We start from the raw sequence: 19,599 nt of genomic DNA, 5'->3' as shown, positions 1-19,599 counted from the left end.
CCCCTATTCGCGCGCGGCGAAAGCAAAAGACGCGGGCGGCGACGTGGAAGGATGCGAGTGAGCGACACGAACAGCGGCGCGCCAGGGTCCGGGATTCCCAGTCTGGAAGAGATGCAGCACTGGACGCGCATTCTCGGCCAGGCACAGCAGTTGATGCTCGAACACGGCTTCGGCGCGATGCAGCCGTCCGAGACCATGACGGGTTTCGGCGCGCTTCCCGCCATCCCCGGTTTTACCGACCCCGACACGATCCGTCGCACGCAGGACTTCTGGCGCGAGAGCGCGAACCTCTGGAAACGGTTGCTCGATCCCGCGCTCGCGCCTGCTCCCGAGCGGCCCGAACAAGCGGCCGACCGCCGTTTCAAGGATCCGCGCTGGCACGACAGTCCGGTGTTCGACTGGATCCGCCGCAGCTATTTCCTGATCTCCGATCAGTTGCTCAGCGGTGTCGATGCGCTGCCCGCCGGCGCCGGGGGACTGGACCCCAAACAGAAGGAGCAGCTCCGCTTCATCACGCGCAGCTTCGTCGATGCGATGAGTCCAACCAACTTCCCGGCCACCAATCCCCTCGTCCTCGAAAAGACGATCGAAACCGGCGGCGAAAATCTGATCAAGGGCCTGCAGAACATCCTCGCCGATCTGTCCAAGGGACAGATGACGCAGTCCGAGGCGGGTGCGTTCGAACTCGGGCGCAACCTGGCGACGACGCCGGGCAAGGTCGTCCACCGCACCCCGCTCTACGAGCTGATCCAGTATGCGCCCGCCACGCCGAGCGTGATGACGACGCCGGTGCTGTTCTTTCCGCCATGGATCAACCGCTTCTACATTCTCGACCTCGATCCCGCGAAGAGCCTGATCCGCTGGGCGGTCGAACAGGGGCTGACGGTGTTCGTCGTCTCCTGGCGCTCCGCCGATGCGAGCATGAAGGACATCGTGTGGGACGATTATGTCGCCGCACAGCTCGACGCGATCGACACGATTCGGGCGGGGCTCGACGTGCCGGCCGTCCATGCCGTCGGCTATTGCGTGGGGGGCACCACGCTGGCGGCGACGCTGGCGCTGCTCGCCGAACGAGGCGAGGCGGACACAGTGCGCAGCGCCACCTTCTTCACGACGCAGGTCGATTTCACCGAAGCGGGCGATCTGCTCCACTTCGTCGACGACGAACAGCTCGCTTTGTTCAAGACGCTGACGCCCGACGGCTTTCTCGACGGCCGCTACATGGCGGCGACCTTCAACCTGCTGCGCGGGCGGGATCTGATCTGGAACTACGTCACGTCGAACTACCTGCTCGGCCAGGATTATCTGCCCTTCGACATGCTGCACTGGAACGGCGACACCACCAACCTGCCCGCCAAATGGCACCTCAGCTATCTGACCGATCTCTACCGCGACAATCTGCTGGCCACGCCGGGCGCGCTCAGCGTCTGCGGGACGCCGATCGACCTCACGCGGATCAAGACGCCGGCCTATATCCAGGCGGGCCGCGAAGATCATATCGCGCCGGCCAGGAGCGTGTGGAAGCTGCAATCGCATTTCGCCGGGCCGGTGCGCTTCGTCCTGGCCGGGTCGGGCCATATCGCCGGCGTCATCAACCCGCCGACGTCCGGCAAATATCAATTCTGGGTCAACCCGGAACAAACCGACAGCCTCGACGCTTTTATCGCAGGTGCGAAGGAGACGCGCGGCAGCTGGTGGCCCGATTGGGTCGAATGGCTGCGACAGCAGGATCCGGAGAGCGTACAAGCAGACGGCGCGCGAGTCCCTGGAAACGGGACACTTTCCGCGCTGGAGGATGCACCGGGAAGCTACGTCCGAACGCGCTGATTCCGGCCCCGGTGACACTTATGTTGCGCCGCAACAAAATTCTTGCATTTGCTGCAGCATTTTCCTATATGCGATGCAGCAACGTCGCAGGAGTTAGGTCTTCATGGCCAGCAAAGGCCCGAAACCCGGATCCACCGCCAAGCCGCCGGTGAAGGCGTCTCCGGCCGTGGAGATGCCCGCCGTCCCGCCTGTGCTGGCGAAGGCCGAGCCCGTCGAGATCGCAGTGCCCAAGGTTGCGCCCGCGCCCGAGAAGAAGGCCGAAGCGCTGAAGGCCGCCATCGCCAAGCCCGTAGCGGCGAAGCCGGTCGCGCCGAAGCCCGTCGCCAAGGTCGCGGCCAAGCCGCCCGAGCCCGCACCCAAGCCCGTCGCGGTCACGCCGCCTGCACCCGTCGCGATCGCGACTCCGCCGGTGGCGAAACCCGAACCCAAGCCCCAGCCGGCACCCACGCCGGTCGCCGCCGCACCCCAGACGAAACCCGAACCCACCGAAACTACGCCCCCTCCGGCGCCTCTGCAGAAGGAAAAGACAATCATGGCAACCACGTTCAACACCGCCGCCGCTACCGACAAGGCCCAGGCTTTCTTCGGCGAAGCCAATGAGCGCGCCAAGGCTGCGTTCGAGAAGAGCACCAAGCTGTTCGAAGAGATGAACGAGTTCAGCAAGGGCAACCTCGAAGCCGTCGTCGAATCGGGCAAGATCGCGGCCAAGGGCCTCGAGACGCTCGGTCAGGACGCCGCGGAATATACCCGCAAGCAGTTCGAAGGCGCGACCGCGATCGCCAAGAGCTTCGCATCGGTGAAGTCGCCGACCGAGCTGTTCAAGCTGCAGAGCGATTATCTGCGCTCGTCGTTCGACGCGCTCGTCGCCGAGTCGTCGAAGACCACCGAAGCCATGCTGAAGCTGGCCGGCGAGGTCGCGCAGCCGATCTCGAACCGCGTCTCGCTCGCCGCCGAGAAGGTGAAGCTCGCGGCCTGATCCGCGCTTCCACGCTACGCAAGAAGGGCGGTCCCGCCGGGGCCGCCCTTTTTCGTTGCCCCCGTCCCGCACGAAAAATCAGGGTGAACGCTTGAACGCCCCTTGCCCTAGGCCCCGGCAATGCCATATTTTCTTCATCTCATGATCGACGGTAAAGACATTCAGGCGATGGCCGAGCGCCGCGACGGCGAGGGTGACGACGAAGGCAATGGCCTGGGCGTCGCTACGCGCACCCGCGCCAAGACCAAGCAGCCGACGCCGTACCGCGTCCTGCTGCTCAACGACGATTACACGCCGATGGAATTCGTCGTGCTCGTCCTGCAGCGTTTCTTCCGCATGGACATGGAGGCCGCGACTCGCGTGATGCTCCACGTCCACCAGAAGGGCGTCGGCGTATGCGGCGTGTTCAGCTACGAGGTCGCCGAGACCAAGGTGAGCCAGGTGATCGACTTCGCCCGGCAGAACCAGCACCCGCTGCAGTGCATGCTGGAGAAGGCGTAAGGGCCGGATCGCCGGTAGCGATGCGGTGGCGAATTGCTAACGACGCTGTTTGGGTCGAAGCGGACTCAGCTCCCTTTCAAGGAGGGGAGAAAGTCAGCCCACCAAGGATAACGGCGATACTCTGCCTTTCCCTCACCCCCGCGACGCGGGCAGCCAGCTCAGGTCGAGCCCCTTGTAGCGATCGACGAAGTTCGCCGCGCGCGCCAGCGCCGGTTCGTTGAGCAGGCGCATCCGCCCCGCCTCGCGCGCGATCATGCCCTCGTCCTCGAGCTGGCGGAGCATGCGGTTGACGTGGACCGCGGTAAGCCCCGTCGCGTCGCCGATCTCCTCCTGCGTGAGGCCGAGCACGAAGCTGTCGCCGATGCGCTTGTCGAGCATCCGCATACGGTTGCGCATCTCGATCAGCACCGCCGCGACGCGCGCCTTGGCCGATGTGCGCCCCAGCGCCGCCAGCCGGTCGGTAAGCGCGACACGCTCGATCTGGTTGTAGACGAGGACGAGCGCGGCGATGCGCGGATGTTCGATCATCAGCGCGCTGAACGTCGGTCGCTCGAACGGGCAGACGGTGCAGTCGGACAGCGCCGTGATCGTCTCGGGCGCTTCGTTGTAGATCAGGCTCGACACCGCGAGCAGATCGCCGGGGAAATGGAAGCGCAGGATCTGGCGGCTGCCGTCGTCGAGCAGCACGCTGCTCATCACCACGCCCTTGCGCAGCACGAACAGTTCGCCGGTACGATCGTTCTCGCGCTGCAACGTGGCACCACGGCGGAAATGCCGCTCCCGCTCCTCCAGACGCGCCAGCGCCCGGTGTTCGGTTTCGGTCAGTGCTACCATGTCGCTCAATCGTTCGGCGAAGCAACTCCCTGACACTCGGTGATTTCCCCCCAACCCTTCACCACCCAAAGCAGTGCTGGGAAATCAGCGCATTAAAGTCGATCAAGCGATATGACGCTGATGTGACCATCACGGCCATATCCGTGCGTTTCGCCTGCATGTCTTGCGTGGATGGGGGGAGGCGATAGAAGCGCGGGGATGGATCGCATCATCATTCGCGGCGGCAAGCGCCTGTCCGGCCGCCTGCCCATTTCGGGGGCCAAGAACGCGGCGCTGACGCTGATGCCCTGCGCCTTGCTGACCGAGGAGCCGCTGACGCTGCGCAACCTGCCGCGCCTCGCCGATGTCGACAGCTTCGGGCATCTGCTCAACCAGCTCGGCGCATCGACGCAGATCGAGGGCGCGCGGCCCGAGGATTTCGGGCGGGTGATGACGATCCGCGCCGGCAAGCTCACGTCGACGGAAGCGCCCTACGACATCGTGCGGAAAATGCGCGCGTCGATCCTCGTGCTCGGCCCGCTGGTCGGGCGCGGCGGCGAGGCGGTGGTGTCGCTGCCCGGCGGCTGCGCGATCGGCAACCGCCCGATCGACCTCCACCTCAAGGCGATGGAGGCGATCGGTGCGGAGATCGAGCTCGCGGCGGGCTACGTCAAGGCGACCGCGCCGGGCGGGCGGCTGCCGGGCGGCGATTATGTCTTTCCGATCGTCTCGGTCGGCGCGACCGAGAATGTCGTGATGGCGGCGGTGACGGCACGCGGCGTATCGCGGATCGGCAATGCCGCGCGGGAGCCCGAAATCGTCGATCTGTGCAACTGCCTCGTCGCGATGGGGGCTAAGATCAGCGGCATCGGCACCGAGACGCTGATCATCACCGGCGTCGAGCGGCTGCACGGCGCGACCTACGCGGTGATGCCCGACCGGATCGAGGCGGGCAGCTATGCCTGCGCAGCCGCGATCACCGGCGGCGATCTGGAGCTGGCGGGCGTCGATATCGAGGATATGCGCGCGACGATTACCGCGCTGGTCCAGGCGGGCGTCGAGGTGGAGGAGAAGGGCGACGTGCTGCGCGTCAATGCGCCCGGCCCGCTCAAGCCGCTGACGCTGGCGACCGCGCCCTTCCCCGGCTTCGCGACCGACATGCAGGCGCAGTTCATGGCGATGCTGACGCTGGCCGAGGGTGCGAGCGTGCTGACCGAGACGATCTTCGAGAACCGCTACATGCACGTGCCCGAGCTCGCGCGGATGGGGGCGGACATCCATGTCAGCGGCCGCACGGCGGTGGTGCGCGGCGTCGCCAAGCTCAACGGCGCGCCGGTGATGGCGACCGACCTGCGCGCGTCGATGAGCCTGATCCTCGCGGGGCTGGCGGCGGAGGGCGAGACGCAGGTCGCGCGGGTGTATCACCTCGACCGTGGCTATGAGCGGCTGGAGGAGAAGCTGCAGGCGGTCGGCGCGGATATCGAGCGCGCCGGGGACGGCTGATTTCCGTCATCCCGGCCTTGAGCCGGGACCCATGCATCGGCAAACGTGCCGGCTAGAGGATCAAGCGATGCGTTCGCGGCACCATGGGCCCCGGCTCAAGCCTGTCCTGAGCGGCTGGCTTAGCCAGCCAGCCGAAGGGGCCGGGGTGACGGTTGGGGAATAGGAAAACGAATGCCCACCGACATCGAAATCTCCCGTGCCGCGACGCTCCTGCCCATCGCCGATGTCGCCGCGAAGATCGGCCTCGGCGCGGACGCGACCGAACCATACGGCCGCGACAAGGCGAAGTTCGATCCCGCCGTGCTGCCGCCGCGCGACCCCGGCAAGCTGATCCTCGTCACCGCGATCAACCCGACGCCCGCCGGCGAGGGCAAGACCACCACCTCGGTCGGGCTGGCCGATGCGCTCAACCGGATCGGGCGCAAGACGGTGCTGGCGCTGCGCGAACCGTCGCTGGGGCCGTGCTTCGGCACCAAGGGCGGGGCGACCGGCGGCGGCCATGCGCAGGTGGCGCCGATGGTCGATATCAACCTGCACTTCACCGGCGATTTCCATGCGATCACGTCGGCGCACAATCTGCTCGCCGCGATGATCGACAATCACGTCTACTGGGGCAATGCGCTCGATATCGACGTGCGGCGCGTGACGTGGCGGCGCGTGCTCGACATGAACGACCGCGCGTTGCGCGCGATTACCCAGTCGCTCGGCGGCGTCGCGAACGGCTTCCCGCGCGAGAGCGGGTTCGACATCACCGTCGCCTCCGAAGTGATGGCGGTGCTGTGCCTGGCCTCCGACGCCGCCGATCTGGAAGAGCGGCTCGGTCGCATCATCGTCGCCGAGACGCGCGACCGCCGCCCCGTCACCGCGCGCGACCTCAAGGCCGACGGCGCGATGGCGGTGCTGCTGGCCCAGGCGATCAAGCCCAATCTCGTGCAGACGCTGGAGGGCAATCCCGCGCTGCTGCACGGCGGGCCGTTCGCCAATATCGCGCACGGCTGCAACTCGGTGATCGCGACGCGGGCGGCGCTCGCGCTCGGCGACTATGTGGTGACGGAGGCCGGGTTCGGCGCGGACCTCGGCGCGGAGAAGTTCTTCGACATCAAGTGCCGGCAGGCGGGCCTGACGCCTGCCGCCGCCGTCATCGTCGCGACGGTGCGCGCGCTGAAGATGAACGGCGGCGTCGCCAAGGCCGATCTGGCGCGCGAGGACGTGGCGGCGGTGCAGCGCGGCGGCGTCAACCTCGCGCGGCATATCGAGAACGTCCGCCAGTTCGGCGTGCCGGTGCTGGTCGCGATCAACCATTTCGGCACTGACAGCGAGGCCGAGATCGACGCGGTGCGCGCCATTGCGGCGGCGCATGACACGCAGGCCCTGCTCTGCCGCCACTGGGCCGATGGCGGCGCGGGCGCGGTCGATCTGGCGGAGGCGGTGGTGGCGCGGATCGAACGCGGAGGCGGAGATTTCCGCCCGCTCTACGCCGACGACCTGCCGCTGCTGGAGAAGATGCGCACGATCGCGACGCGCATCTACCGCGCCGACGACGTAGCCGCGACGCCCGCCGTGGTAGCGCAGCTCGCACGGTGGGAGGCGGCGGGCTTCGGCCACCTGCCGGTGTGCATGGCCAAGACGCAGTACAGCTTCTCCGCCGACCCCGCCCTGCTCGGCGCACCTGTCGGCCACGTCGTGCCGATCCGCGAAGTGCGGCTCGCGGCGGGCGCGGGCTTCGTCGTGGCGATCTGCGGCGACCTGATGACGATGCCGGGTCTGCCGCGCGTGCCGGCGGCGGAGGCGATCCGCTTCGGCGCGGATGGAAAGATCGAGGGGCTGTTCTAGGCTTCGCGCAGCGGATTAGCCGAAGCGAATCCGCGTCTCGGCGCGAAGCCCGGCCGGCCTCGCACTAACGAGGACCGACGGCGTGGCTTCGCCACGCCGCATTGCCGCTGTCCTACACTGCCCGATCCTGCGATACTGCCAGACGCTGCTCTTTGACATCACCGGCTTCGCCAAAGCGTCCGATCGGATCAAAAATGGAAACGATCGCGCCTTACATTTTCGATTCAGGTGTCAATCTGTCAAGCGAGCTATCACTCTAGCGCGTCAACGAAGCGCCCCGCACGCCGTCTGGATGCGCGTGCAGGCCTCGGTCAGCAGTTCGTCCGAGGTCGCGTAGCTGATGCGCATCGCCGGGGAGAGGCCGAACGCCGCGCCCTGCACCGCCGCGACCTTGGCGTCGTCGAGCAGATAGGTGACGAAATCCTCGTCGGTCGCGATCGTCTTGCCCGACGGCGTGGTCTTGCCGATCAGCGCGCTGAATTCGGGATAGACGTAGAACGCGCCCTCGGGCAGCGGGCAGGTCATGCCCTCCGCCTGGTTGAGCATGCCGACCACCAGATCGCGGCGGCGCTGGAACAGCGCGGCATTGTCCTTGAGGAAGCCCTGATCGCCGGTCAGCGCCGCGACACTCGCGGCCTGCGCGATCGAGCAGGGGTTGCTGGTCGATTGCGACTGCAGCTTCGCCATCGCCTTGATCAGCCACGGCGCACCGCCCGCGAAGCCGATCCGCCAGCCGGTCATCGCATAGGCCTTCGAACAGCCGTTGGCGGTCAGCGTGCGATCGTACAGCGCGGGGCAGACCTGCGCGATGGTGGTGAATTTGAAATCGTCGAACAGGATATGCTCGTACATATCGTCCGCGAAGATCCAGACGTGCGGATGGCGTTCCAGCACCGCGCCCAGCGCCTTCAGCTCGGCCTCGCTATAGGCCGCGCCGGTCGGGTTCGACGGCGAGTTGATGATCACCCACTTGGTGCGCGGGGTGATCGCCGCCTCGAGCTGCTCGGGCGTGATCTTGTAGTTCTGGCTCGCGCCGGCCGCGACGAACACCGGCGTGCCGCCCGCGAACAGGACGACGTCGGGGTAGCTGACCCAGTACGGCGCGGGCACGATCACCTCGTCGCCCGCGTCGAGCGTGGCGACCATCGCGTTGAACAGCGTGTGCTTGCCGCCCGAGTTCACGCTGATCTGATCGCGCGTGTAGGTGAGGCCGTTGTCGCGCTTGTACTTGAGCGCGATCGCGTCCTTCAGCTCGGGCGTGCCGTCGACGTTGGTATATTTCGTCTTGCCGTCGCGGATCGCCTTGATGCCGGCTTCCTTGATGAAATCGGGCGTGTCGAAATCGGGCTCGCCCGCGCCGAGGCCGATCACGTCGACGCCGGCGCGCTGCAGTTCCTGCACGCGGCTGGTGATCGCGAGCGTCGGCGAAGGCTTGATGCGGGCGAGCGCGGCGGAGGGTTGCATGGTTTCGGGTGCGCCTGTGTTGGGAAAGAGCCGGTGAAGACGGGGGGCGCTATAGACTTGCGCGGGCCGCTTTCGCAACCGCAGGAAACAGTCCCCGCAGCGCATTGCCGAGAAAGAATCCTTCGTCGAGGTCTTCGGGCCGAAGGTCGCCCTCAACCGCGCGGCCCTCCGCGATCAGCGCAGCGCGCAGCACGCCGGGCAGCAGCCCGCGCGACAACGGCGGGGTGACGAGCGTGTCGCCGGAGGCCACGAAGATGTTGGTGAAGCTGCCTTCGGTGAGGAAGCCGTCGGCGTCGGTGAACAGCACTTCGAACGCCCCCGAATCGGTGCGGGCGCGGTCGTAGAAGGCGCGGTCGGTGGTCTTGTGACCCAGGCGAAAGTCCGCCGCCGCGACCGGTAGCGGTGCCAGCGCGACCGCGACGGGGCCCTCGGGCACGGCCGGGCACGGCGTCACCTCGATCGCGACCGCGCCGCTCCTCGCCAGCAGCAGGCGGATGCGGCGCGGCTCGCGCAGCCGGAAGGTCGCGGCCTGCAATTCGTTGCGCGTGGCGTGACGATCGAAGGCGAAGCCGAACATCGCCGCGCTCACCTTCATCCGCGCAAGGTGACGTTCGAGCATCAGCAGGCCTTCGCGCGGATCGAAGCCCATCGTCTCGATCAGGTCGAAACCTGGGCCGGGCGTCGCGACGAAGCCGCCCTTGGCGCGCGCCTCGTCCCATTCCTCGGCCGCGTTCGAATCGGCGACGATGCCGCCGCCCGCGCCGAAGCGCGCCTCAGGGTCGCCGTCGCGGAGATGGAGGGTGCGGATCGCCACGTTGAACTTCGCATCGCCTCCTGCATCGATCCGCCCGATCGCCCCCGTATACACGCCTCGGGGCCCCTGTTCGACCTCCGCGATCACCTCCATCGCGCGAACCTTCGGCGCGCCGGTGATCGAGCCGCAGGGGAACAGCGCGGCGAGGACGTCGACAGCGTCGCGCTCCGGCTCCAGCGCGGCGGTGATGGTCGAGACCATCTGGTGGACGGTCGGGTAGCTCTCGATCTCGAACAGCGACGGCACGGCGACGCTGCCGGGGACCGCGACGCGGGCGAGATCGTTGCGCATCAGATCGACGATCATGAGGTTCTCGGCGCGCTGCTTGGGATCGGCGGCGAGGCCTGCGGCGCGGGCCGCGTCCTCGGACGGGATGCTGCCGCGCCGCGCGGTGCCCTTCATCGGGCGGGCGGTGAGGGCCCCGCCCTCAAGTGCGAAGAAAAGTTCGGGCGAGAGCGACAGCAGCCAGTCCGCGCCGGTATGGACGAGCGCGCCGAGGCCCGCCTGCGCCCGGCCGCGGAGCTGTGCATAGGCGGCGCGCGGATCGCCCTGCCACGCCACGGTCGCACGGTAGGTGAGGTTGGCCTGGTAGATGTCGCCGGCGACGATCAGATCGAACACGCGGGCGAGGCGGGCGTCATATTCGGCGCGGGTGATGGCGGGGTGGGGCGCGCCGATCCACGCGCCGGCGGGATCGGGGAGGAGCGCCGCCGGGTCCACCTCTTCGAAGCGTTCGAACAGACCGAACCACAAGAGCGGCAGGTCGATGGCGGGCGGATCGGCGAGTGCGGGTTCAAACGCCGGGGCGGCCTCATAGGCGAGGAAGCCCGCCGCGTGCAGGCCTTCCGCTTGCGCCGCGCGGATCGCCGCGAGCGCGGGCAGCACCTCCGCGCGCGTCGCGGCGGACACGATCCGCACCGGATCGCGGTACAGGCGTGCGTTGCCCTGTCGGGCATCGTCGAGCAGGACGAAGGGATCGCGCGCCGGTATCACCGCCCGACAGATGCCTTGAGGAAGGCGCGCGGGGCAAGCGCCTTGTCGCAGGGTGGAGCGCCCTCTATCTCGGCGGCATGTCCGATGCCCCCAATCCGCCGCTGCGCGCCACGATCGTGCCGGTCACGCCGCTCCAGCAGAATTGCACTTTATTCTGGTGTACCGAGACGATGCGCGGCGCATTCGTCGATCCCGGCGGCGACCTCCACCAGCTCCGCCACGCGGCACAGCAGCACGGGGTGACGATCGAGAAGATTCTCGTGACGCACGGCCATATCGACCATTGCGGCGCGGCGGGCGTTTTCGCCAAGGAACTCGGCGTGCCGATCGAGGGCCCGCACGAGGCCGACCGCTTCTGGATATCGCGACTGGACGAGGATGGCGGCAAGTACGGCATCCCCGGCACGGTGTTCGAACCCGACCGCTGGCTGGTGAACGGCGACCAGGTGACGGTCGGCAATCTGACGCTCGCCACCTATCACTGCCCCGGCCACACGCCCGGCCATGTCGTGTTCCACCACGCGCCGTCGCAGCTCGCGATCGTCGGCGACGTGCTGTTCGCAGGAAGCATCGGCCGCACCGATTTTCCAATGGGCAATCACCAGGATCTGATCGACGCGATCACGGGGAAGCTCTGGCCGCTCGGCGGCGATACGCGCTTCGTGCCGGGCCACGGCCCGATGAGCACCTTCGCGCGCGAGCGGGCGACCAATATGTTCGTAAGCGACGACGCGCTTGCGGACTAGCCGAGCGTGAGGACAACCGGCGCGGCGCTCGCCGTGAAGGGCAATGCCACGGCGTAGAGCGACAGGCCGAGCAGTATGAGCGCGGTGGTCGCGAAGCCGATCATCCGGCCGATCCCGCCGCCGCCCTTGGCCTCCATCCCCAGCGGGTGCGCCAGCCGCCCGAGCAGGAACACCGCGCTGACGACCCACAGCCAGGTCGAACTGCCCGCCGCGAATTCGATCAATGCGATCAGCAGCAGGACGAACGGCGCGTACTCGACGAAATTGGCGTGCGCGCGCATCCGCGCCTGCAGCAGCGCGTTGCCGCCGTCGCCGATCATCACGCCCGCCGGCCGTCGCACCATGCCGGTGCGAATCGCCAGCCAGAGGTTGATGAGTCCCGCGCCCCCGGCGGTCGCCAGCGTGATCGGCAGCAGCATATATACCCTTTCCCGTCGTTTTCGTGGGCATCCATCGCACCGATATGCTTGCAACGCGACGCGAAATCGCTATAGGCGCGGTGCTTCGCGATGCGTCCGGCCGCTGGTGCCACCCGCGGCCGACTCGTTCGTCGGTCGCGTGGCCATTGGTCCGGGCCTGTCGTACCCGTTAGACAGAACAAGGTTTCGCCGAAATGGCCGTCCCAAAACGCAAAACTACGCCGTCCAAGCGCGGCATGCGCCGTGCGCACGATTCGCTCACGGTCGCGTCCTTCCAGGAATGCCCGAACTGTGGTGAGCTGAAGCGCCCGCACAACCTGTGCGAGTCGTGCGGCCATTACAACGGCCGCGAGATCGTCTCGGTCGAAGGCTGACCCTGAGAATACGGGGGCTAATGTGACGAACGGCTCCCGGATCGCCGTCGATGCGATGGGCGGCGACGAAGGGCTTGCAGTGATGCTCGCCGGCGTCGCGCGCGCGCGCCGCCGGTTCGAGGAGATGCGCTTCATCCTCGTCGGGGATGAGGCCGCCATTGTCGAGGGCCTGAAGAATCATCCCAACCTCAGCGCCGCGTCGGAGATCGTCCACGCGCCCGAGGTCGTGGGATCGAGCGAGAAGCCGAGCCAGGCGATCCGCCGCGCCAAGAAGACGTCGATGGGCATTGCCATCGACATGGTGAAGCAGGGCCGCGCCTCGGCTTGCGTCTCCTCGGGCAATACGGGCGCGCTGATGGCGATGGCCAAGCTGTCGCTGCGCATGATGCCGGGCATCGACCGCCCCGCGCTCGCCGCGATGATGCCGACGCTCGGCGAGAACGACGTCGTCGTGCTTGATCTCGGCGCCAATGCCGAATGCGATGCGCGCAACCTCGTCCAGTTCGCGGTGATGGGAGCGGCCTATGCGCGCACCACCCTGGAACTTGAAAGTCCCCGCGTCGCCCTGCTCAACATCGGCAGCGAGGACCAGAAGGGCACCGACGAGATTCGCGATGCCGCCGCTACTTTACGCGCCGCAAAGCACCTGCCGATGACCTTCAAGGGTTTCATCGAGGGCGACCGGCTGTCGCGCGGCGATGTCGACGTGATCGTGTGCGACGGGTTTTCGGGCAATATCGCGCTCAAGACCGCCGAGGGCACGGCGCGCTTCGTCGCCGACCTGCTGCGGCGCGCCTTCACCAGCTCGATCCGCTCCAAGATCGGCTTCCTGATCTCGCGGCCGGCGACGCAGTTGCTGCGCGACCATCTCGACCCGAACAACCATAATGGCGCCGTTTTTCTCGGGCTTAACGGCCTGGTGCTGAAGAGCCACGGGAGCGCCAACGAGATCGGAGTGGCGACCGCGATCGCCGCCGCCGCCAAGATGGTGCGCGACGACCTGACGCGGCGCATCGCCGAAGACCTCGGCAATTTCGAGGCCAAGGCGGCGTAAGCGGCCGCGTGAAGGGCCAAGGCCGCGCGAGCGGCCGTATGAAGGGACGAAGATGATCCGCGCAGTGATTACCGGCACCGGCTCCGCGCTTCCTGCGCGCCGGGTTTCGAATGCCGAACTCGCGGAGACTGTCGACACCACCGACGAATGGATCGTCGAGCGTACCGGCATCCGCTTCCGCCATATTGCCGGGCCGGACGAGACGACGGCGACGCTCGGGCGCGATGCGGCCAAGGCCGCGCTGGCGGCAGCCGGTCGGTCGGCGCAGGACATCGACCTGATCGTGCTGGCGACTGCAACGCCCGACCAGACCTTCCCGTCGAGCGCGACCAAGGTGCAGGCGATGCTGGGCATCAATGATTGCGTGGCGTTCGATGTCGCCGCCGTGTGTTCCGGCTTCCTCTACGCGCTGCACGTGGCCGACGGCATGATCCGCAGCGGCGCCGCCAGGCGCGCGCTGGTGATCGGCGCGGAGACGTTCAGTCGCATCCTCGACTGGGAGGATCGCGGCACCTGCGTGCTGTTCGGCGACGGTGCGGGTGCAGTGGTGCTGGAAGCGGAAGAGACCGAGTCGCGCGGCATCCTGTCCAGCAAGCTGCACGCCGACGGGCGGCACAACGAATTGCTCTACGTCGATGGCGGTGTGTCCACGACCGGGACAGTCGGCAAGCTGCGCATGAAGGGCCGCGAGGTCTTCCGCCATGCCGTCGTCAACCTCTCGACGGTGCTGACCGAAGCGCTGACGCTGGCGGGGCTGGAGGCCAAGGACGTCGACTGGGTGGTACCGCACCAGGCCAATGCCCGCATCCTCGAGGCGACGGCCAAAAAGCTCGGATTAGCGCCGGAAAAGGTCGTCGTGACGGTCGATCAGCACGCCAATACCTCGGCCGCGTCGGTGCCGCTCGCGCTCGACACGGCGGTGCGCGACGGGCGTATCAAGCGTGGCGATCTGCTCGTGCTCGAGGCGATGGGCGGCGGCTTCACCTGGGGTGCGGCGGTCGTCCGCTACTGACGCGCCGAACACCGTTACGAAAGTGTAACCAAGCTCTTTCCCAGTGCGAGTTCATTGTGATACGCAGCGAACCTGACACCTTGGGGAAGGGGATGAGGATGGTTGCGGCGGGTACATTGACACGGGCGGATCTTGCGGAGGCGCTGCACCACCAGGTCGGCCTGTCGCGCGCGGACTCGGCCAAGCTCGTCGAACAGGTTCTCGAACATATGTGCTCCGCCTTGTCGAAGGGCGAGAACGTCAAGATCTCCGGCTTCGGCACCTTCGTGCTGCGCGACAAGGGCGAGCGCGTCGGCCGCAATCCCAAGACTGGCGTCGAGGTGCCGATCGCACCCCGCCGCGTGCTGACCTTCCGCGCCAGCCAGATGATGCGTGACCGTATCGTCGGGGCCGATTGATGGCGTCGTCCGGCGCGCCTGAAAAGGCGGCTGGGGCGTTTCGGACGATCGGCGAGCTCTCGCGCGAATCGGGGCTGCCCCAACATATCCTGCGCTATTGGGAGACACGTTTCCCGCAGTTGCGCCCGCTCCAGCGGGCCGGCAAGCGCCGCTATTACCGACCCGAGGACGTGGCGCTGGTGATGCGCATCCACACGATGCTCAATCACGAGGGCTACACGATCCGCGGCGTGCAGAAGGCGCTGTCCGAGGAGCGCAAGCCCGCGGCGGCCGGCGGAAAGCGCCAGATCGCGGCGATCCGCGCGGTGCGAGACACGCTGGCCGAGGCATTGGCAAACGACGCGGCGGGCTAGGTAGTTCGCCGAGTCGGTAACGACCGGAGTCGCTGGGTGGCCCGATTCGGGCTACATACGTGACCAGTTCCGAGGCCCCCAGACTTACGGAATACGTCGGGCCGGGCGGCTCCTACCTCCCCTTTGGAGGCCGCCCGGTTCGTTTTCGCCGACGGCAAAGCCGTCGGCCGGGTTCGGGCTCTCGCCACCCGCCGGCCGGTTGAGGCGATGCCTGTCGGCACCGGTGCGCAGCTTGCGCGCCTCCGCCTCAACGTTCGCGCGTCGCCGCGAATTTCACCTTCGGGTAGCGATCGGCGATGTAGCCGACTTCCCACGCCGATTTCGCCATGAACACCGGGTTGCCGTCGCGGTCCTTGGCCATCGCCCCACGGTTGAGATCGGTGAAGGCCTTGAGATCGACCACGTTGTCTGCCGACACCCAGCGCGCGGTCTCGTAAGGAGCCATCTCCAGCCCGGCATCGACCTTGTACTCCGCATCGAGCCGCGAGAGCAGCACTTCGAGCTGAAGCTGGCCGACGACACCGATGATCCAGTTCGATCCGATCTCCGGGTAGAAGACCTGCGTCACGCCCTCCTCGGCCATGTCGTCGAGCGCCTTGCGCAACTGCTTGGTCTTGGTCGGATCTTTCAGCGCGACGCGGCGTAGGATTTCCGGCGCGAAATTGGGGAGGCCGGTGAAGCGCACATCGGCACGCTCGCTGAGCGTATCGCCGACTCGCAGGGTGCCGTGATTGGGGATGCCGATGATGTCGCCCGGATAGGCCTCGTCCGCCAGTTCGCGCTGCTGAGCGAAGAACAGGATCGGCGAATGGATCGCGATCGGCTTGCCGTGTCCAGTCGGGGTCAGCTTCATGCCGCGTTTGAAAACGCCCGAGCACAGCCGCATGAAGGCGATACGGTCGCGGTGATTGGGGTCCATGTTGGCCTGGACCTTGAACACGAAGCCTGTCACCTGATTGGCATCGGGCGAGACCGGCGCGGGCTCGGCCGGCAGCGCGTGCGGCGGCGGGGCGTGGCGGGCGAGCGCGTCGATCAGCGAATCGACGCCGAATTCCTTCAGCGCCGAGCCGAAATAGACCGGCGTCAGATCGCCGTTGCGATAGGCCTCGGCATCGAATTCGGGATAGCCCACGCCCGCCAGCTCGACATCCTCGCGCAGCTTGGCGAGGTTGGCGGGCTTCAGGATCGCGTCGAGCTGCGGATCGTCGAGCCCGGTCGTCTGGATGACCTTGCCCTTGTAGTCGCGGCTCGGCCCCTCGGGCAGCAGCAGGCGGTTGCTGACGAGATCGAACACGCCCTCGAAATCGCTGCCCATGCCGACCGGCCACGTCATCGGCGTCACGTCGAGCTGGAGCAGGTTGGCGACCTCGTCGAGGATCTCGAACACCTCGCGGCCCTCGCGATCGACCTTGTTGACGAAGGTGATGATCGGCACGTTCCTGAGGCGGCAGACCTCGAACAGCTTGCGCGTCTGGCTCTCGATGCCTTTGGCGACGTCGATCACCATCACCGCCGAATCGACCGCGGTCAGCGTGCGGTACGTATCCTCCGAGAAATCCTCGTGGCCCGGCGTATCGAGCAGGTTGAAGGTGATGCCGTCCTTCTCGAAGGTCATCACGCTGGAGGTGACCGAGATGCCGCGCTGCTGCTCGATCTTCATCCAGTCTGAGCGGGCACGCCGGTTGGCGCCGCGCGCCTTCACTTCGCCGGCGAGATGGATGGCGCCGCCGAAATAAAGGAGCTTCTCGGTCAGTGTGGTTTTGCCGGCATCCGGGTGCGAAATGATCGCGAAGGTGCGGCGGTCAGAGATGGCGTTCATCGCCGCGCTCTAGCGGCTCACGCGGTCAGCGTCACCCGCATCTCGCACGACCAGCTTTCGCCGGGTGCTACTTCGAACACGCCGGGTTTTTCGCGAAAATCGCCGGTGAAGCCTTGAGGGTCGGCGATGCCGTGCCACGGCTCGATGCAGACGAAGGCCGCGCCGGGTTTGGTCCAGATGCCGAGCTTGTCGGTGTGCGGGAAATCCACGCGGAGCTGTGGGCCCTGGCTCGCGCCGTAGGTGACGGTGCGCGACTGGACCGGGTTCCAGATCAGCGCGTCCTGTTCGAACACGGCATCGGTGAGGGGCAGCGTGGTGCCGTCGAGCGGCGACGGGCGGGGATCGGGCGTGGCGAGGCCATCGGCGAGCGCAACCAATGCGCCGAGCTCGGCCTTCTCGAAGACGATGCGGTGATCCTCGCGCGGTTCGCCGTAGGGCAGCGGCCACGCGAAGGCGGGATGGAAACCGAGGCTGGCGGGCAGCGGCACCGCGCCGGGATTGGCGATGCGCACCGCGATGGCGAGCGTCGAGAAGCTGATCTGGAAGCCGATCTCCAGCGCGAAGGCAAAGGGATAGGCCGCGCGCGTTTCGGCATCGTCGGTGAGGCGGAAGGTCGCGCCGGCAGCGTCTTGCGAGACCAAAGCGAAGTCGCGGCGGCGGGCGAAGCCGTGCTGCTTCATCGGATATTCGGTGCCGTCGACGTGGAGCGCGTCGCCGTTGAGACGGCCGACGATGGGGAAGAGGATCGGCGCGTGGCCGGTCCAGAAGGCCGGGTCGGCGTTCGTCATCAGCTCGCGACCCTGCGCGTCGCGCAGACGCGTGAGTTCGGCACCGAGCGGGTTGATGGCGGCCGAGAGGTGGTCGCTCGCGATTTCGATAAGGCCCGTCATTTCCGTTCCACCCGCTGCTCGAACGCCGATAGCATATCGTTCAGTTCGCCTGCTTCATCCGGTTGCAACGCCTCCACGGCGTTTCGGACCATATAATATTCGGCCTCGGAAGCGATTTCGCCACGCTTGCGGATCGCCTTTAGTCGCTTCGAAAAATACGCACGCGCTTGCGAGAGCGTCATCGCGTCCTGTGCCGACAGGATCGCATCAAATTGCAACGTCTCCGCATGACCGTAGCGGCCGGTCATCTCGACAATATCGTTGATTGCCATCTTCAGGCCGGCTTTGGCCTTGGACTTACCGTGTCGAACCTCGATTTCCGCCAACACACGCGAGGGGTGAATCTCGCTATCGGCCGGAACGCCCATGACTTCGGTCGCGGCAATACCGAGGAAGCGCTTCATCCGCTCAAGGTCGGGATCAGCCACGTACCCTCCGCCATGCCGAAAGGATCGCGGCGACGGAGATATCCGCGTCGGCCATCGTCGTCGCGACCGAGCAGACCGAGGCGCGCATCACCGTCTGGCCGCGCCAAGCCGCCGATCCGGCGTAGAGCACTGCATCCTGCTGGATCTGCGCGATCACTTTCAGCGTGGTGGCGTCGTCGTCGCCGAAGCGGACCATGAACTGGTTGAGCAGGATCGGCGCGACGAGCGTGATGCCGGGTTCCCGTGCCAGCGTCTCACCCATGTGCGCGGCGACGCGGCAGTCGCGCTCGACCATTTCGGCGACGCCTTCGCGGCCGAGCTGGCGGATCATCGCCCAGGTCGCGAAGCCGCGCGCGCGGCGCGAGAGTTCGGGGACGTAGGTGGAAGGGTCACGCTCGCCGGTGTCGGCAGGCGGCAGATAGCTGGCGGAGACCGCCATCGCGCGGGCGTGGGCCTCGGCATCGCGGACGATCGCGAAGCCGCAATCGTAGGGCGTCTGCAGCCATTTGTGGCCGTCGGTCGCCCAACTGTCAGCGAGCTCCACCCCGGCGGTCTGTGCGGCGCGGGCGGGCGCGGCCTGCGCCCACAAACCGAAGGCACCGTCGACATGGAGCCACGCGCCCGCGTCGCGCGCGAGCGGCGCGATCTCGGTGAAGGGGTCGCTCGCGCCGGTGCAGATCTGGCCGGACTGGGCGATGGCGATGATGGGGCCGGACGCGGCCTTCAGCGCGGCCTCGAAAGCGGCGGGGCGCATGCGGCCGAGATCGTCGGTGGCGATCTCCTTCACCCGCTTCGCACCGAGGCCGAGATATTTGAGGCCCGAATAGACGGTGGCGTGGGCGTCGGCGCCGATCAGCACCGTGACCGGCGGGGCGCCGAACAGGCCGTCGGCCTCGACGTCCCACCCCGCGCGCGCCAGCACGGCGCTGCGCGCGGCGGCGAGGCAGACGAAGTTGGCGACGGTCGCGCCGGTGACGACGCCGACCGAGGCCTCGGCGGGGAGGCCCAACAGTTCGAGCAGCCAGCGCGCGGCCACCGCCTCGACGGCGGAAGCCGCAGGCGCGGCGGAGACGTTGGCGGCGTTCTGCCCCCAGGCGGCGGCGAGCCAGTCGGCGGCGACGCCCGTGGGATGCGAATTGCCGATCACCCAGCCGAAGAAGCGGGGGGACGTTTGCGCGCGGATGCCGGGGGTGGCACGCGCGATGAGGTCTGCGATGATCGCCTGCGGATCGCCGCCGGTTTCGGGGAGCGGCGCGTCGAAGGCGGCGAAGATGTCCGCATAGGTCGCGACCGGATTGGTCTCGGCGGAGGCGGTATCGCGGCGATAGGCGATGGCGGCCTCGGCGGCGGATCGCATGGCGGTGTAGGCGTTTTCCATCGGT

General features: G+C 67.3%; 19 protein-coding genes. 11 read left to right on the top strand and 8 right to left on the bottom strand.

Annotated elements, in window-relative coordinates:
* The first annotated feature begins 51 nt into the window (after positions 1 to 51).
* From Q5H94_RS04950 to clpS, 3 genes are all read left to right on the top strand, one after another.
* A complete protein-coding gene (locus Q5H94_RS04950) occupies positions 52 to 1,827 on the top strand; it encodes a PHA/PHB synthase family protein (protein WP_431312136.1) in 1,776 nt (591 codons plus the stop codon).
* A 103-nt stretch (positions 1,828 to 1,930) separates the two neighbouring features.
* A complete protein-coding gene (locus tag Q5H94_RS04945; RefSeq protein ID WP_304560103.1) occupies positions 1,931 to 2,803 on the top strand; it encodes a phasin family protein in 873 nt (290 codons plus the stop codon).
* A 168-nt stretch (positions 2,804 to 2,971) separates the two neighbouring features.
* Complete coding sequence (gene clpS / locus Q5H94_RS04940) at positions 2,972 to 3,304, top strand: ATP-dependent Clp protease adapter ClpS (protein WP_304560174.1); 333 nt, start codon at positions 2,972 to 2,974, stop codon at positions 3,302 to 3,304.
* 132 nt (positions 3,305 to 3,436) lie between these two features.
* Here clpS and Q5H94_RS04935 read toward each other — a convergent pair whose 3' ends face one another.
* The gene (locus Q5H94_RS04935; RefSeq protein WP_304560102.1) at positions 3,437 to 4,138 is read right to left on the bottom strand and encodes a Crp/Fnr family transcriptional regulator; all 702 of its coding nucleotides are present in this window, start codon (positions 4,136 to 4,138) and stop codon (positions 3,437 to 3,439) included.
* Between the two features lie 198 nt (positions 4,139 to 4,336).
* On the opposite strand from Q5H94_RS04935, the gene murA reads away from it, so the two are divergent.
* Both murA and Q5H94_RS04925 read left to right on the top strand, forming a co-directional pair.
* Positions 4,337 to 5,620: a UDP-N-acetylglucosamine 1-carboxyvinyltransferase gene (gene murA, locus Q5H94_RS04930; RefSeq protein WP_304560101.1), complete on the top strand. Its 1,284-nt coding sequence runs from the start codon at positions 4,337 to 4,339 to the stop codon at positions 5,618 to 5,620.
* A 171-nt stretch (positions 5,621 to 5,791) separates the two neighbouring features.
* Positions 5,792 to 7,453, top strand: a complete 1,662-nt coding sequence (locus tag Q5H94_RS04925; protein WP_304560100.1) for a formate--tetrahydrofolate ligase — start codon at positions 5,792 to 5,794, stop codon at positions 7,451 to 7,453.
* Between the two features lie 264 nt (positions 7,454 to 7,717).
* On the opposite strand, the gene Q5H94_RS04920 is transcribed toward Q5H94_RS04925, so the two are convergent.
* Together Q5H94_RS04920 and pabB are read right to left on the bottom strand one after the other, a co-directional pair.
* A complete protein-coding gene (locus tag Q5H94_RS04920; protein WP_304560099.1) occupies positions 7,718 to 8,917 on the bottom strand; it encodes a pyridoxal phosphate-dependent aminotransferase in 1,200 nt (399 codons plus the stop codon).
* A 49-nt stretch (positions 8,918 to 8,966) separates the two neighbouring features.
* Entirely contained in the window at positions 8,967 to 10,721 is a 1,755-nt protein-coding gene (gene pabB / locus Q5H94_RS04915) for an aminodeoxychorismate synthase component I (RefSeq protein ID WP_304560173.1), read from the bottom strand.
* Between the two features lie 80 nt (positions 10,722 to 10,801).
* Here pabB and Q5H94_RS04910 point away from each other — a divergent pair, with 80 nt between their 5' ends.
* The gene (locus tag Q5H94_RS04910) at positions 10,802 to 11,470 is read left to right on the top strand and encodes an MBL fold metallo-hydrolase (protein WP_304560098.1); all 669 of its coding nucleotides are present in this window, start codon (positions 10,802 to 10,804) and stop codon (positions 11,468 to 11,470) included.
* On the opposite strand, the gene Q5H94_RS04905 is transcribed toward Q5H94_RS04910, so the two are convergent.
* Positions 11,467 to 11,889 (bottom strand): MAPEG family protein, encoded by a 423-nt coding sequence (locus Q5H94_RS04905; RefSeq protein WP_304560097.1) that lies wholly within the window; start codon positions 11,887 to 11,889, stop codon positions 11,467 to 11,469. The genes Q5H94_RS04910 and Q5H94_RS04905 overlap by 4 nt on opposite strands.
* A gap of 194 nt (positions 11,890 to 12,083) precedes the next feature.
* Between Q5H94_RS04905 and rpmF the strand changes: the two genes are divergently transcribed.
* From rpmF to Q5H94_RS04880, 5 genes are all read left to right on the top strand, one after another.
* Positions 12,084 to 12,263 carry a 50S ribosomal protein L32 gene (rpmF, locus tag Q5H94_RS04900; RefSeq protein ID WP_304560096.1) on the top strand — a complete coding sequence of 60 codons (180 nt, stop codon included), beginning with the start codon at positions 12,084 to 12,086 and terminating at the stop codon, positions 12,261 to 12,263.
* A gap of 22 nt (positions 12,264 to 12,285) precedes the next feature.
* Positions 12,286 to 13,317 (top strand): phosphate acyltransferase PlsX, encoded by a 1,032-nt coding sequence (gene plsX / locus Q5H94_RS04895; protein WP_304560095.1) that lies wholly within the window; start codon positions 12,286 to 12,288, stop codon positions 13,315 to 13,317.
* Between the two features lie 52 nt (positions 13,318 to 13,369).
* Complete coding sequence (locus Q5H94_RS04890) at positions 13,370 to 14,329, top strand: beta-ketoacyl-ACP synthase III (RefSeq protein ID WP_304560094.1); 960 nt, start codon at positions 13,370 to 13,372, stop codon at positions 14,327 to 14,329.
* Positions 14,330 to 14,427: 98 nt separating this feature from the next.
* Entirely contained in the window at positions 14,428 to 14,727 is a 300-nt protein-coding gene (locus tag Q5H94_RS04885; protein ID WP_304560093.1) for an integration host factor subunit alpha, read from the top strand.
* Positions 14,727 to 15,080, top strand: a complete 354-nt coding sequence (locus Q5H94_RS04880; RefSeq protein ID WP_304560092.1) for a MerR family transcriptional regulator — start codon at positions 14,727 to 14,729, stop codon at positions 15,078 to 15,080. The genes Q5H94_RS04885 and Q5H94_RS04880 overlap by 1 nt, the downstream gene beginning before the upstream one ends.
* Before the next feature lie 247 nt (positions 15,081 to 15,327).
* Here the strand turns inward: Q5H94_RS04880 and Q5H94_RS04875 are convergent, their stop codons facing one another.
* Genes Q5H94_RS04875 through Q5H94_RS04860 form a run of 4 tightly spaced genes read right to left on the bottom strand, consistent with a single transcriptional unit; the run spans position 15,328 to position 19,595 of the window.
* Positions 15,328 to 16,899, bottom strand: a complete 1,572-nt coding sequence (locus Q5H94_RS04875) for a peptide chain release factor 3 (protein WP_304560091.1) — start codon at positions 16,897 to 16,899, stop codon at positions 15,328 to 15,330.
* 17 nt (positions 16,900 to 16,916) lie between these two features.
* Positions 16,917 to 17,789: an aldose 1-epimerase family protein gene (locus tag Q5H94_RS04870; protein WP_304560090.1), complete on the bottom strand. Its 873-nt coding sequence runs from the start codon at positions 17,787 to 17,789 to the stop codon at positions 16,917 to 16,919.
* Positions 17,786 to 18,217: a hypothetical protein gene (locus Q5H94_RS04865; protein WP_304560089.1), complete on the bottom strand. Its 432-nt coding sequence runs from the start codon at positions 18,215 to 18,217 to the stop codon at positions 17,786 to 17,788. The genes Q5H94_RS04870 and Q5H94_RS04865 overlap by 4 nt, the downstream gene beginning before the upstream one ends.
* Positions 18,210 to 19,595 carry a pyridoxal phosphate-dependent decarboxylase family protein gene (locus Q5H94_RS04860; RefSeq protein ID WP_304560088.1) on the bottom strand — a complete coding sequence of 462 codons (1,386 nt, stop codon included), beginning with the start codon at positions 19,593 to 19,595 and terminating at the stop codon, positions 18,210 to 18,212. Before Q5H94_RS04860 ends, Q5H94_RS04865 begins: the two co-directional genes overlap by 8 nt.
* Positions 19,596 to 19,599 lie beyond the last annotated feature (4 nt).

The sequence above is a fragment of the Sphingomonas immobilis genome, from assembly GCF_030580995.1.
In the GTDB taxonomy this organism is placed as follows: domain Bacteria; phylum Pseudomonadota; class Alphaproteobacteria; order Sphingomonadales; family Sphingomonadaceae; genus Sphingomonas; species Sphingomonas immobilis.
The sequence above is the reverse complement of the archived record's forward strand: the minus strand, read 5'-3'. Positions and strand labels throughout refer to the sequence as shown.

Bases quoted from the DNA above. Each gene is read 5' to 3' on its own strand.
- Q5H94_RS04950 (WP_431312136.1), top strand. From the start codon at position 52: ATGCGAGTGAGCGACACGAACAGCGGCGCGCCAGGGTCCGGGATTCCC.
- Q5H94_RS04945 (WP_304560103.1), top strand. From the start codon at position 1,931: ATGGCCAGCAAAGGCCCGAAACCCGGATCCACCGCCAAGCCGCCGGTG.
- clpS (WP_304560174.1), top strand. From the start codon at position 2,972: ATGGCCGAGCGCCGCGACGGCGAGGGTGACGACGAAGGCAATGGCCTG.
- Q5H94_RS04935 (WP_304560102.1), bottom strand. From the start codon at position 4,138: ATGGTAGCACTGACCGAAACCGAACACCGGGCGCTGGCGCGTCTGGAG.
- murA (WP_304560101.1), top strand. From the start codon at position 4,337: ATGGATCGCATCATCATTCGCGGCGGCAAGCGCCTGTCCGGCCGCCTG.
- Q5H94_RS04925 (WP_304560100.1), top strand. From the start codon at position 5,792: ATGCCCACCGACATCGAAATCTCCCGTGCCGCGACGCTCCTGCCCATC.
- Q5H94_RS04920 (WP_304560099.1), bottom strand. From the start codon at position 8,917: ATGCAACCCTCCGCCGCGCTCGCCCGCATCAAGCCTTCGCCGACGCTC.
- Q5H94_RS04910 (WP_304560098.1), top strand. From the start codon at position 10,802: ATGTCCGATGCCCCCAATCCGCCGCTGCGCGCCACGATCGTGCCGGTC.
- Q5H94_RS04905 (WP_304560097.1), bottom strand. From the start codon at position 11,889: ATGCTGCTGCCGATCACGCTGGCGACCGCCGGGGGCGCGGGACTCATC.
- rpmF (WP_304560096.1), top strand. From the start codon at position 12,084: ATGGCCGTCCCAAAACGCAAAACTACGCCGTCCAAGCGCGGCATGCGC.
- Q5H94_RS04890 (WP_304560094.1), top strand. From the start codon at position 13,370: ATGATCCGCGCAGTGATTACCGGCACCGGCTCCGCGCTTCCTGCGCGC.
- Q5H94_RS04885 (WP_304560093.1), top strand. From the start codon at position 14,428: ATGGTTGCGGCGGGTACATTGACACGGGCGGATCTTGCGGAGGCGCTG.
- Q5H94_RS04880 (WP_304560092.1), top strand. From the start codon at position 14,727: ATGGCGTCGTCCGGCGCGCCTGAAAAGGCGGCTGGGGCGTTTCGGACG.
- Q5H94_RS04875 (WP_304560091.1), bottom strand. From the start codon at position 16,899: ATGAACGCCATCTCTGACCGCCGCACCTTCGCGATCATTTCGCACCCG.
- Q5H94_RS04870 (WP_304560090.1), bottom strand. From the start codon at position 17,789: ATGACGGGCCTTATCGAAATCGCGAGCGACCACCTCTCGGCCGCCATC.
- Q5H94_RS04860 (WP_304560088.1), bottom strand. From the start codon at position 19,595: ATGGAAAACGCCTACACCGCCATGCGATCCGCCGCCGAGGCCGCCATC.